Source organism: Serratia sp. Tan611 (assembly GCF_905188235.1).
Lineage (GTDB): Bacteria > Pseudomonadota > Gammaproteobacteria > Enterobacterales > Enterobacteriaceae > Serratia_B > Serratia_B rhizosphaerae.
This window is the reverse complement of the sequence record NZ_LR994655.1, coordinates 2,490,571-2,502,130: the sequence shown is the minus strand read 5'-3', so window position 1 is coordinate 2,502,130 and position 11,560 is coordinate 2,490,571. Positions and strand designations below refer to the sequence as shown.

Below are 11,560 nucleotides of genomic sequence, written 5' to 3'. Positions count from 1 at the left end.
TTAACGTTGGCACTTTCTTCTAGTATTGGGGATATGTCCATATGACTATTTTAGGAAGGGGAAATAATTATAATGAATATTGTAATTATTACTTTTTTTATTAAAGGCCGGAGGCGAGATGCCCCCGACCTTAATTACATTTTCGTAGTCATCAGCTGTAGTCAAGATAAATTATTTTGGTTCTCACATAGGTTCGATACCCATGCTCACCGTCGTCTCCACCTAGACCTGAACTTTTCCAACCTGCGTGGTAACCATTAATTTCTTCTGGCCCCGTACGGTTGATGTACACCTCGCCACTTTCCAGTGCGTCAGTTAGCTGCATGGCGGTACTCAGGTCTCGAGTGTAAACATAGGCGCTCAATCCATATTCACTTCGGTTGGCCCATTCTACAACCTGCTCCAACGTCGTGAACTCAATCACTGGCAAAACAGGGCCAAATACCTCGCTTTGGAATATTTCAGCGTCCGCGGGCAAATCTGTAAGGATTGTTGGTGGGACCCAGAAACCTTTGCCTGTCAAGTCAGAGGGCGTGCCAGAGTATGCCACCTTCGCACCTTGCTCCTGTGCCTTGGCGATATGCTTTAACACATTATCGCGCTCTGCCGCACTGACTTTCGGGCCTATATCTGTTGACTCGTCGTGAGGGTCACCGATTGTCAGTTGACTTGCAGCCTTGAGCAGCGCTTCCATAAATTTTGGATAGATGCTGGTATGCACATATGTACGCTCATTAGAAATACACGCCTGGCCACAGTTGTACATACGAGAAGCCAGCGCAGCCTGGGCTGCGCGCTCAACATCAGCATCTGCCATCACGATAAATGGCGCCTTTCCTCCCAGCTCTAACGACACAGGCAAAATGTTTCCCACGGCAGCAGCCAGGATTTCACGGCCGGCACGAGTCGAGCCAGTCATAGTTACCAAGTTTGTCTGTGGGTGACGAACCAACGCATCACCGACCGTCCTGCCCTGGCCGGTCACAACGTTGACCACACCGGCTGGCAGGTTTGCCCGCTGGCATAGCGTAGCCATTGCTAAAGCAATTAAGGAGGTGTTTTCACTTGGTTTGATAACAATGGTATTGCCAGCTACCAACGCCGGCGCTAACTTACGAACAAACATCGCCAAAGGAAAGTTCCAAGGAATTATTGCAACCACAACACCAACAGGTTCGTCACGAATTATCGTGCTGCGTTGCTGATAGTTAGCAGCCATCAAGCTACCGGTCTGGCGAAAACCAAAGCCAGCGTAGTAGCGCAGCATGGTTAAGGCCATACTGACCTCATCACGGGCTTCCTTGATCGGCTTTCCCTGTTCGGTGACCAGCAGGCGAGCTAGGGCTTCAGCATTATCCTTTACTTGCACCATAACATCCTGAAGATAGTTGGCGCGTGCGGAAATACTCAGAGCAGCCCAATCTTTCTGCGCTTGGTGGGCATTTTCCACGGCTATGGTAGCAGTACTGCTATCACCCTCTGCCACTTGCCCGATTACCTCTTCCGTTGCCGGGTTGAGTGAGTCACGAACGGATTCGAAGGCATGCCATTGACCGCCGATAAAATGTGCTGGGACATCAGGCAATAGTGATTGAAATTGAGTGTCATGCATCGTCTGGCTCCTGTAGTTAAAAAGAGCAGCGCAGGGGCTTGCTGCTATGTGCCTAGACTAAACAGGCTTATATGTTCTATAAATTGAAAAATCATGAAGCCAACATTTCTAATTTGAGAATAACTCATGCAACTATCCCAATTACGTGCGTTCTGCGCGGTCGTTTCTACAGGCTCTATCACAGCTGCGGCCAAGGTACTCAATCGTGTGCCGTCCGGCGTGACGATCCGAATCCAGCAACTTGAAGATGATCTGCAATGCCAGTTATTCGTGCGAGAAAAAAAACGCCTCACGCTGTCTCCCGCCGGGAGACAGTTGCTGGAGTATGCACCTCAACTCATTGAACAGGCTGATAAACTGCGTTCTCTTATGCGTAATGAGCAGGCGCAGGGATGCTTGACGATTGGCGCGATTGATCTGGGGTTGATTGCGTTCATGCCGACCCTTATTGGCCGTTTCCGGGAGCGCTATCGCGGGGTCAATATGGATATACGCTGCGAACCATCGGAGAGACTGGTTGAACAAGTGCTCGACGGTACACTAGACATTGCCTTGACCGACGGCCCGGTACAGTCGCCTTCACTTGAAAGTGACTACGCGTTTTCCGATCAATTAGTACTGATTACGGAGAAAAACCATCCCATCGTCACCAATGCAAGTGAGTTATGTTGCCAGGAAGTCTATGGATTCAGACAAAACTGTTCATATCGGCTGCGGCTTGATAGTTGGTTGCTGAAAACTCCTCAGGCACATTTGAAGGTGGTTGAAATGGAGTCTTATCATACGATGTTCTCGTGTGTCAGCGCAGGAGTCGGGGCCGCCTGGATACCTCAGACTGTACTCGACGGGTTGCCAGGACGTGACTCGGTAAAGGTGCATACACTGGGCCCGTCGGCTCAAAGCGATCTCTACTTTATCTGGCGCAAAGGCCACTTGACCGATAATGCCAAGCGGATTTTACAACTGCATCATGTGGGATGAGCTAAATAGCCGCACCGAATAGTAGCTCACTTTGAGGGAGCTCAGCCCGGATTGTGCGTTCTGATCATCACAAACCGGACTGAGCGATGCCGATCATAGCACCAATTCCTCTTGACGAATGACGTCTGATGCAGAAAACGGATGACAAGAACCATGCCTGCGGGCTAACCGCGATGCTGATGCTGCTGCACGTGTCAGCGATGTTGCCCACACTCTCCGCTGCGCCCTTTCATCCGTTGTGCGCTGGATAAACTGGTTTACGCTTTCGGGCATCGAAGGTCTGAGCACATTAACCGACGGTCAGCACAATTTTGCCGATATGTTTACCGCTGTCCATTTCCTGATGGGCGCGCGCCACATCGTCTAATGGCCAGGTCTGGTAGATCAGCGGCGGGCGGCACTGGCCGCTTTCCAGCAGCGGCCAGACGTGCTGCTGCAGCTCGCGGGCAATCTGCGCTTTTTCTTCTTTGCTGCGTGCGCGCATGGTGGAGCCTGTCACCCGCGCACGCTTCAGCACCAGCTTCATCAGGTTGGCCTTTTCCGCCTCGTTGCCGCCGAGGAAGCCGATAATAATCAGCTGGCCGTCCTTTTTCAGTACCTCAATATTCTGGTTAAAGTAACTGCCGCCCATAATATCCAGCACCGCATCAACGCCTGCGCCATCGGTGTGCTTCTCAATCGCCGCAACAAAGTCATCGCGACGGTAGTTGATGCCGATGCCGCCCAGTTCGGCGATGGCGGCGCATTTCTCATCGCTGCCGGCGGTGGCGTAGGCGGTAATGCCCAGCGCCCGGCACAGCATCAGCGCGGAGGTGCCGATGCCGCTAGTGCCGCCGTGAATCAGTACGCTGTCGCCCGGCTTCACCCGCTGGTCGGCCAGCAGGTTGGCCCAGACGGTAAAGAAGGTTTCCGGCAGCGCCGCCGCCTGCTCCATGCTGAACCCCTGCGGTATCGGTAGCAGTTGGGTTTCCGGCACCACGCAGTATTCGGCATAGCCGCCGCCGTCGGTCAGCGCGCAGACGCGTTCGCCAAGGGCGAAACGCGTCGCCCCTTCCCCGCATGCCACGATCTCGCCGGCAATCTCCAGCCCGGGAACCGGCGTGACGCCGGCAGGCATCGGGTATATTCCCTGCCGCTGCATAATATCAGGGCGATTAATCCCCGCCGCCCGGACGCGGATCAACACTTCACCGGCGCCGGGGCGCGGCAGCTCGGCGCTGACTACCTGTAACACCTCGGGGCCGCCGGGTTCGCGGATAATGATTTGCTTCATACTGGTCGGCAGCGTCGTGCCGTTCGCTTCAACTGACATCTGTGTATCCCGTTTTACGTTAACTCTGTTACCATTTAGCTTAAACTTGGTACACGCAAGCCACAAATGCCAGTTTTAGAATTCATTGTTGCAATATTGGAACGTAAAGATGCAGAACCTGGATGATATGTATTACTTTGCCCGCGTGGTCGAACACGGTGGCTTCAGCGCCGCCGGGCGCGCGTTGGGCATTCCCAAATCACGGTTAAGCAGACGTATCAATGCGCTGGAAGAGCGGCTGGAGATCAAACTGATTAACCGCTCCACCCGGCAGTTTTCCGTCACCGAACTGGGGCACGCCTACTACCGCCACTGTATGGAGTTGACTGCGGCGGCGGAGGCTGCGCAGGCCATCGTGCACCAGAGCCAGACCGAACCGAAAGGCGGCATCCGCATCGCCTGCCCGACGGCGTTGCTGAACTTCCTGGTGACCGGCATGCTGGCGCGCTATATGAAACGCTATCCGAACGTCGAGATTTATCTGGAGAGCACCAATCGCCAGGTGGATATTCTGCGGGAGGGTTTTGACCTGGCGCTGCGTATCGACGTGCCGCCGCTGCCTGACAGCGGGTTGGCGAGCAAACGGCTGTCGCCCTGCACCTATCAGCTGGTCGCCAGCCCGCAGCTGCTGGAAACATACGGTACGATCGGCGATCCGGCGGCGCTCGACCGCTATCCCAGCCTGTCGGTCTCCACCGCCTATCAGTCGCACGAATGGCAACTGCACGGCCCCGACGGCGCGGAACGTCGTATCCGCCACAGCCCTAATCTGGTGACCGACGATATGATCACCCTGCGCCGGGCGGCGCTGGAAGGCCGCGGCGTGGTGCAACTGCCGACCTTTGTGGTGTACAAGGATCTCAAACGCGGCAAACTGAGCACGGTGCTGCCGGCCTGGCAGCCGAAGCCGGCGGAGGTAAACGCCCTGTTTCCGTCGCGGCGCGGTCTGATGCCCGCCATCCGTAGCCTGCTGGATGCGCTGACGGAAGAGTTCGCCCATATTGACGTGGCCGCGCTGTACGCCCGTTACCAGCAAAGCGGCGACGGCGACGCCTGTATTCTGATGGATGAATCCTGACGCCGTGTGCATTGCCGGGCAGCAACGCTAGCCGATAACCAGGATACCTAAGCGCTCCATCAGCTGCGACGCCTGATAGCTGTCCAGTTTGACCCCTTGCAGATCAACGTTGCGCACGTCCAGCTCGCCCAGTTCCGAATTGGTCAGGTCGCAGTGGGTAAAATCGGCGGCGCGCCAGTCGAACGAAGCAAACTCGCCGCCGGAAAGGTCGGAGCCGCTGAAATTTGCCCCCAGAATCTGAGCGCCGTTCCAGCGGTTTTCCCACAGTTCGCACTTCTCCAGCACCACTTTTGAAAAGTTGGCGTAACTCAGGTTGCTCTTGGTGATGTAGGCGCTGCAAAACCAGCTGCGCGAGGTGATCATGTTCATAAAGCTGGCGCCGCGAAAGTCCGCGCCCTGCGCTCGGCATTCACGGATTTCAATGCCCAATGCACTGACGTTTCTGAAATCCGTCATGGATAAATCACAGCTTTTGAAGCTGGCGTCCTTCAGCTGCGCCCGGCTGAAGCGGCACCCTAACCGGCTGTCGCGGTCGTAGAACGTGCAGCCGATAAACTCGCTGCCGGTCAGGTCCGCCCCCGAAAAATCACAGTTGTGAAAGGTCGCATTTTCAACTTTTGCACCGATAAAGCGGTTGCGGTCAATCTTTTCGCCATCCAGGGTCAGCGTCATAGCAAATACCTGTTTATCCATACATGAGTTGCGTATTGTAGCCCCCTTTTTGCCGCCGGGTAAACTGGTTAATAGCGCCTGGCCTGTGCTATTATTCGCCACGTTTCCTTTTCCCATCTCACCCTGAGGCATTGATGCTGGAGCATGTAATCATCTGATAATTGGTTTCCCATTTCTCTGAAAACGGGACTGATTATCACCACGCTAAAACTTTTTACGCTGACACCCGGTGTCGGTTCGTTTTTGCATATGATGATTACAGGTAATTAACAGCATGAATATCTCCCGTCAGGAACAGCGGACGCTCCACGTCCTCGCCAAAGGCGGACGCATCGTCCACACCCGGGCCGCCTCCGGCCGCGTAATCGCAGTGGAATGTTACAGTCGTGAAGGACTGCTGCTGAGCGACTGCACGCTTACGGTATTCAAAAAACTGCGGACGAAGAGACTGATTAAGTCAGTCAATGGCCAGCCGTACCGCATCAATACCACCGGCTTGGCGCACGTCCGCGCACAGCTCGACAACCGTTAAAACCCCATTGCCTACCGGCGTGATCGGCTCCGCCGGTAGGCTTATTGACGTGACAGCAATATCTATCAGGTAACGATATGAACATAACCATTAGTTTAGAAACTCCGCAGGATATCCCCCAGGTGCAGCAGGTGATTGCTGATGCTTTCGGCTCCCACGAAGAAGCGGCATTGGTGAATCAGCTGCGCCAGGACCCGGGCTGGCTTCCAGCGCTGTCGCTGGTTGCCAAAGACCGCCATGGTACGGTTATCGGCCACGTTGTCTGCACCCGCGCCAGCGTCGGCGCACATCCGGCGGTAACGTTGGCGCCGCTGTCGGTGCATCCGGCACATCAGGGTTCCGGCGTCGGCAGCGCACTCATGCTGGCCTGCATTGAGGCGGCGCGCGCCGCCGGCGAGAAAATCATCACCGTTCTTGGGCATCCGCAGTATTACCCGCGTTTTGGCTTTATACCGGCGGCCGGCTGTGGGGTGACCTGCCGCCTCAATAACGGCCCTGACGACGCCAAAATGGTGATGTCACTGGATGGCGCGCCGATTCCGCCCGGCGAAATGGGATTTTGCCGCCCGATGACCGAGGCGATTCAGGCCTATCAGCCGGCGGCGGATAACACGTCGGCAGCGCGTTAAGCCCTCCGCCCGCAGCGCCTGATAATAAGGCGCTGTTTTTTCGGTCGACATAGGCGAACCAGTATTGAAACGGCACGGAGATTAGGTAGTATCCGCTGTGCGAATTATGCACAGCGGCATAGTGAACAAGGACAGGAAGGATTCTTAGGGATGAGCAAACGTTCAGATATACTCGACGGAAAATACGCTGCGACTGAAAAATATGGTCTGGTTTATACAGAAGTACTCGGTTGGATTGATCTAGGCCATGCGCAAGGAACTGATATTCATGCTTTGCTGAATAAGCTAGCCCGTGGAGAATTATCCGGACATAAATACTATGATGTGACTTATTCTCAAGGCATGAGAGACCCATTTAACTTAATCCGCTCGGGTAAAATGATAACGTGGCGTATCAGACGTGGCCGCCCTTTTTGGGAGCAAAAAAGCATCGCGTTGGCGATGATGATGACACTGGCGCGAAAGTTTGAGGCTTTCCAGGGCACATTCCCTATCAACTTTGTGACTGACAGCGGATACAGCGGTGAAGATCTGGTTTCTGATTTGCTCGGTTTTTATCGCGCCGTGTCGATTCAGAACCCTTTTCCTATGCTGCGCCCGGTCAGCAAGGTGGAAGCGCTAAGACGCTGGGATCATTACGGAAAAATTGGCGCATGGAAAAACGAAGAATTTAAACCGCTATTGTTTCCCGACCCGAAAAAATTTCCTTATGCCAGACCACGTAAAGGCATGCTACCGCCGTTTATGCAAACGATCGTACCCTATAAGGATTTTTTATCGGGGAATGTGATTTTACCACGCCGTGATAAAACGTTTTTCGTTATAGGTACAGGTAACGGCAGGATGAAACTATGAAGACGTTTAGAATACTGACAATCGTGCTCGTTGCCATCGGCGCTATGTTCGCCTTCGCCTGGCCCTATATAAAAATGGAATTTGCCGGTAGCGCATACTATACCCAGCAAGATAGTCGGGAATATGCGTTCTACACGCCTGAACTGCTGAAAAACATGCCGCGTATCGCGGAGCACTATAGCTTTGAGTTTGGTAACGTCAGCGGGCCGGAGGCGCAGGTCTTTACCGTTAGATTCGACAACGCAACGGATACAAGCAAAATTCGCAGTTACCTAGCGTCTGCGGGCTATCAACCACAGTCTCGATGCGACGTTGAAGCAGAGTGCTGGCGCACTCCGCAGTCCAAAGATGTTGTGACCTTAATTAAATATACTTCGCCAAATAGCGTTGTGGTTCAAATCTACCGCAGTCCGCATACCGAGTAAGCCTGATGGGTTTCCCCTCATTCATTTTGAACAATGGCGGCAAGCGCTTTTTCAGGGTGTCGATCGGCATAACGGTTATGGGTATGGTTTTATTTTTCGCCTGGCCGTATATAAAAATGGAGTTTGCCAGCAGCGCATATATACCCAGAAAGAGCGACTGAACGGTCATCGCCAGCCAGCAGGCCAAATCCAAACGTAGCAATGTGATCAGCACTGCCCCTTGGCGTCGGGAAGAGATACACTGGTGAAAACAACAAGATTAAGGGAATGAAAATGCGCCAGAGAGTCATCGTGTGCCCGGTGATAAAAAACAACGGCGAGTATCTGCTGGCTAAAATGGCCGCCGATCGCGGGGTTTTCCCGGGACAATGGGCTTTGCCCGGCGGCGGAATGGAACCCGGCGAAACCATGGAAACCGCGCTAAGGCGCGAAATCATGGAAGAATTAGGCGAAAAACTCTGCATCACTGATGTTAAACCATGGGCGTTTCGTGATGATATCCGGACCAAAACCTATCCGGATGGAACCACCGAAGAAATTTACATGATTTATCTGATATTTGACTGTGTGAGCACCAACAGGAAGATTACGTTTAACGAGGAGTTTCAGGACGTTATCTGGGTGCCGGCCGAAGCGCTGAAAAGCATGGATTTGAATGAAGCGACCCGGTTCACGTTTGCCCAGAAGGGGCTCATTTAGCGCGCCAGCCCTGGCCTTCACGGCTTAAGGGCAAAAAGGCCGGCAGCGCTATCACGCCAACAGGCAAACCCGCGCCTCGTAAGGGCGCAAAGTATGTGACACCGTAACATCAGGATAATTCCCCAAGCTTGTTCATAAGGCTACGCGGATAAATCTGGTACACCACCGCCTCTTTCCACCACCGTTGTTTCATGCCTGCTCCTTCGGTTAGTGCGCCTGCTCGGAGGGAAGCTGGCGCGGGAACGCCCGGCCGTAATGATCAAACAGATAGCAGCACTCCACCGGCAGCCGCACGCCGACGGTCTCGCCCGCCGTAATCGGCGAACGCTGCGGATTACGCAGCACCCAGGGTTCGCCGGCGTTGCCGTTGTCCAGGTAGAGGTAGGTCTCGTTGCCCATATGTTCGACAAACATCACCTCCCCCTGATATTCGCACTCCTCCAGCCGGCCGCCCTGAATATGCTCCGGGCGGATGCCGAGGTTGACGCTTTGCCCTTCCGCCGCCTGCGGCGTCGCCACCGGCAGCACCAGCTGCTTGCCGTTATCCAGCTCCACCACGCTCTGCCGTTCGCCGGCGCGCTTGAGCACCGCCGGGATCAGGTTCATTTTCGGCGAGCCGATAAACTGGGCGACAAACTCATTGGCGGGATGATCATACAGCTCCAGCGGCGTGCCGACCTGTTCGATATGCCCTTTGTTCAGCACCACGATGCGGTCGGCCAGCGTCATCGCCTCCACCTGATCGTGGGTGACGTAAATAATGGTGGCGCCGAGGCGCTTATGCAGCGCGGCCACCTCCATCCGCATCTGTACGCGCAGCGAGGCGTCCAGGTTGGACAGCGGCTCGTCAAACAGAAACAGTTTGGGTTCGCGCACGATGGCGCGGCCGATCGCCACCCGCTGGCGCTGGCCGCCGGACAGGTCTTTCGGCTTGCGGTCGAGCAACTGCTCCAGCTGCAGCACGCGCGCGCTGTCGCGCACCCGGCGGTCGATTTCGCTTTTGCCGACCTTCGCCAGCTCCAGCGCAAAGGCCATATTCTGGTACACCGTCATATGCGGATAGAGCGCGTAAGACTGGAAAACCATGCCGATGCCGCGTTCGGCCGGCGAGTCGTCGTTGACGTAGTTGCCGTCGATATACATACCGCCGCCGCTGATCGCCTCCAGCCCGGCGATCATCCGCAGCAGGGTCGATTTGCCGCAGCCGGACGGGCCGACGATCACCACGAATTCGCCGCTGTTGATCTGCAGATCCAGCGATTTAATCACCTCGGCGTGGTTACCGTAGCGTTTTTGTAGTTTTTCCAGCGTGAGTTGCGCCATAGGGCCTCCTGTTTGCGACATCAAGAGCGGCGGAGCATCCATGCGCCCCGCCGCTGCGGCTTACTTCAGATAGTCCAGCCACGGGCTCTGGCGGGCGATCATCAGATCCACCAGCTCCGGAATGGCGCGGCACTTATCGTTCACCGAATCCACCAGCAGCGCCTGGATCACCAGATCGCGCGAACCGTTGATCACCGCCTCGGCGGTCAGGTCGTGCACCGCAATCTGGTTGCTGAGCAGCCCGCCGATACCGGCCGGCATCTCCACCTTAATGCCGTGAATGCCCTTCTTGTCGACGATCGCCGGCACCTCCACCGCGATAAACGCCGGCAGCTGTTTGATAAAGCCGCGGTTGGGAATATTTACCGCCGCCTCTTCATAACCGGCGTCGGTCAGCATGCCTTCCATAATCGGCACCACGCGCTCTTTTAGCTTCAGTTCAATGCGCGGTTCGACGTGGCCGAGATAGTTGCGGTAGAAGGTGTAGAAATCGAGAATGCCACGGTGATCGCTCACCTCGTAGGCCCAGCGGATATACTCGCCGAAGTGACTGTCGCCGGTGATCGGCAGGTGGTGGAACTTCTCCAGCACCTCTTTGAACAGCGTGCGGTCCGCCCACGGATAGAGACTGTCTTTGCCGCCGAGCGCGTCGCGTTCGGTGCTGCCTTCCGTCTCCACCAGTTTGCCGTGCTGGCGGGTGTAGGCCAGAATATCGCTGTAGCCCGGCAGGCGCTCAAAATAGCCCGGCGCCTTGGCGCGCACGTCCGGATAGGCGTCGCGGCCGCTGTCTTTGTAGCTGGCCTCCAGCAGTACGCTGAAGTGGTTCAGGCCGGCGGCGCGCAGCTGCAGGTTGCTGAACGGCGTGCCGAGCATTTCCGGCAGATAGCGCTCCAGCGAGGCGATTTCGTGACACATGCCGACAAAATTCAGCTCGGGGAACTTACGCTGCACCGTGGTGCAGATGCGGCTCATGGGGTTGGAGTAGTTAAACACCCAGGCATTCGGGCAGATGTCGGCAACGTCGGCACAGATATCGAGGATCGGCGGGATAATGCGCAGCGAATGGAACAGCCCGCCCGGCCCGCCGTTTTCACCGTAAACCTGCTGGATGCCGTACTGCTGCGGGATCTGCCAGTCCTGATCCCACAGGGCGAAGCGGTCGCCGACTTCGATGGAGATAATCACGAACTCGGCGCCCTGCAGCGCGCTTTTGCGGTCGGTGGTGGCGCTGACGCTGAACGGCAGATCCTGCGCCGCCAGGAAGTCGCGCGCGGTCTTTTCAGTTACCGCCAGCGAGGCGGGGTTGATGTCGTGCAGCACAATCTCACTGCCGTACAGCGTCTTGCTCTGGAAGATATCCCCCAGCGTACCGAAGCCGAACTGTGCGCTGCCGGCACCTACCAATACGATTTTTGTCGCCATTGCTTTTTCCTCTTACCTCA

At 55.6% G+C, this 11,560-nt stretch carries 12 protein-coding genes and 1 pseudogene; 8 read left to right on the top strand and 5 right to left on the bottom strand.

Annotation, left to right across the window (positions count from 1 at the left end):
- Positions 1–151 precede the first annotated feature (151 nt).
- On the bottom strand, positions 152–1,612 hold the full coding sequence (locus TAN611_RS11780; RefSeq protein WP_203066478.1) for an aldehyde dehydrogenase family protein: 1,461 nt from the start codon (positions 1,610–1,612) through the stop codon (positions 152–154).
- A gap of 126 nt (positions 1,613–1,738) precedes the next feature.
- Between TAN611_RS11780 and TAN611_RS11775 the strand changes: the two genes are divergently transcribed.
- Positions 1,739–2,593: a LysR family transcriptional regulator gene (locus tag TAN611_RS11775; protein WP_203066477.1), complete on the top strand. Its 855-nt coding sequence runs from the start codon at positions 1,739–1,741 to the stop codon at positions 2,591–2,593.
- Between the two features lie 128 nt (positions 2,594–2,721).
- Positions 2,722–2,897: pseudogene (locus TAN611_RS23520) on the top strand (IS630 family transposase); the annotation flags it as partial.
- Here the strand turns inward: TAN611_RS23520 and TAN611_RS11770 are convergent.
- Positions 2,883–3,866, bottom strand: a complete 984-nt coding sequence (locus tag TAN611_RS11770; RefSeq protein ID WP_203067779.1) for an NAD(P)H-quinone oxidoreductase — start codon at positions 3,864–3,866, stop codon at positions 2,883–2,885. The pseudogene TAN611_RS23520 and the gene TAN611_RS11770 overlap by 15 nt on opposite strands.
- 148 nt (positions 3,867–4,014) lie before the next feature.
- Here TAN611_RS11770 and TAN611_RS11765 point away from each other — a divergent pair, with 148 nt between their 5' ends.
- Positions 4,015–4,983, top strand: coding sequence for a LysR substrate-binding domain-containing protein (locus TAN611_RS11765; protein ID WP_105231162.1), 969 nt, complete (start codon positions 4,015–4,017; stop codon positions 4,981–4,983).
- 27 nt (positions 4,984–5,010) lie between these two features.
- Here the strand turns inward: TAN611_RS11765 and TAN611_RS11760 are convergent, their stop codons facing one another.
- Complete coding sequence (locus TAN611_RS11760; RefSeq protein WP_203066476.1) at positions 5,011–5,655, bottom strand: Qnr family pentapeptide repeat protein; 645 nt, start codon at positions 5,653–5,655, stop codon at positions 5,011–5,013.
- Positions 5,656–5,929: 274 nt separating this feature from the next.
- Between TAN611_RS11760 and TAN611_RS11755 the strand changes: the two genes are divergently transcribed.
- The 5 genes from TAN611_RS11755 (at position 5,930) to nudI (ending at position 8,795) form a co-directional block, all read left to right on the top strand.
- The gene (locus TAN611_RS11755; protein WP_105231161.1) at positions 5,930–6,187 is read left to right on the top strand and encodes a YjhX family toxin; all 258 of its coding nucleotides are present in this window, start codon (positions 5,930–5,932) and stop codon (positions 6,185–6,187) included.
- A gap of 77 nt (positions 6,188–6,264) precedes the next feature.
- The gene (locus TAN611_RS11750) at positions 6,265–6,816 is read left to right on the top strand and encodes a GNAT family N-acetyltransferase (RefSeq protein WP_203066475.1); all 552 of its coding nucleotides are present in this window, start codon (positions 6,265–6,267) and stop codon (positions 6,814–6,816) included.
- Positions 6,817–6,966: 150 nt separating this feature from the next.
- Positions 6,967–7,671: a hypothetical protein gene (locus TAN611_RS11745; RefSeq protein WP_105231159.1), complete on the top strand. Its 705-nt coding sequence runs from the start codon at positions 6,967–6,969 to the stop codon at positions 7,669–7,671.
- Positions 7,668–8,096, top strand: a complete 429-nt coding sequence (locus TAN611_RS11740) for a hypothetical protein (protein ID WP_105231158.1) — start codon at positions 7,668–7,670, stop codon at positions 8,094–8,096. The genes TAN611_RS11745 and TAN611_RS11740 overlap by 4 nt, the downstream gene beginning before the upstream one ends.
- Positions 8,097–8,369: 273 nt before the next feature.
- Positions 8,370–8,795 carry a nucleoside triphosphatase NudI gene (nudI, locus tag TAN611_RS11735; protein ID WP_203066474.1) on the top strand — a complete coding sequence of 142 codons (426 nt, stop codon included), beginning with the start codon at positions 8,370–8,372 and terminating at the stop codon, positions 8,793–8,795.
- 207 nt (positions 8,796–9,002) lie between these two features.
- Here nudI and TAN611_RS11730 read toward each other — a convergent pair whose 3' ends face one another.
- Together TAN611_RS11730 and TAN611_RS11725 are read right to left on the bottom strand one after the other, a co-directional pair.
- The gene (locus TAN611_RS11730) at positions 9,003–10,118 is read right to left on the bottom strand and encodes an ABC transporter ATP-binding protein (protein ID WP_203066473.1); all 1,116 of its coding nucleotides are present in this window, start codon (positions 10,116–10,118) and stop codon (positions 9,003–9,005) included.
- Positions 10,119–10,178: 60 nt separating this feature from the next.
- Complete coding sequence (locus tag TAN611_RS11725; protein ID WP_203066472.1) at positions 10,179–11,540, bottom strand: alpha-glucosidase; 1,362 nt, start codon at positions 11,538–11,540, stop codon at positions 10,179–10,181.
- Positions 11,541–11,560 lie beyond the last annotated feature (20 nt).

Bases quoted from the DNA above. Each gene is read 5' to 3' on its own strand.
- TAN611_RS11750 (WP_203066475.1), top strand. From the start codon at position 6,265: ATGAACATAACCATTAGTTTAGAAACTCCGCAGGATATCCCCCAGGTG.
- TAN611_RS11780 (WP_203066478.1), bottom strand. From the start codon at position 1,612: ATGCATGACACTCAATTTCAATCACTATTGCCTGATGTCCCAGCACAT.
- nudI (WP_203066474.1), top strand. From the start codon at position 8,370: ATGCGCCAGAGAGTCATCGTGTGCCCGGTGATAAAAAACAACGGCGAG.
- TAN611_RS11730 (WP_203066473.1), bottom strand. From the start codon at position 10,118: ATGGCGCAACTCACGCTGGAAAAACTACAAAAACGCTACGGTAACCAC.
- TAN611_RS11770 (WP_203067779.1), bottom strand. From the start codon at position 3,866: ATGAAGCAAATCATTATCCGCGAACCCGGCGGCCCCGAGGTGTTACAG.
- TAN611_RS11765 (WP_105231162.1), top strand. From the start codon at position 4,015: ATGCAGAACCTGGATGATATGTATTACTTTGCCCGCGTGGTCGAACAC.
- TAN611_RS11760 (WP_203066476.1), bottom strand. From the start codon at position 5,655: ATGACGCTGACCCTGGATGGCGAAAAGATTGACCGCAACCGCTTTATC.
- TAN611_RS11755 (WP_105231161.1), top strand. From the start codon at position 5,930: ATGAATATCTCCCGTCAGGAACAGCGGACGCTCCACGTCCTCGCCAAA.
- TAN611_RS11725 (WP_203066472.1), bottom strand. From the start codon at position 11,540: ATGGCGACAAAAATCGTATTGGTAGGTGCCGGCAGCGCACAGTTCGGC.
- TAN611_RS11745 (WP_105231159.1), top strand. From the start codon at position 6,967: ATGAGCAAACGTTCAGATATACTCGACGGAAAATACGCTGCGACTGAA.
- TAN611_RS11775 (WP_203066477.1), top strand. From the start codon at position 1,739: ATGCAACTATCCCAATTACGTGCGTTCTGCGCGGTCGTTTCTACAGGC.
- TAN611_RS11740 (WP_105231158.1), top strand. From the start codon at position 7,668: ATGAAGACGTTTAGAATACTGACAATCGTGCTCGTTGCCATCGGCGCT.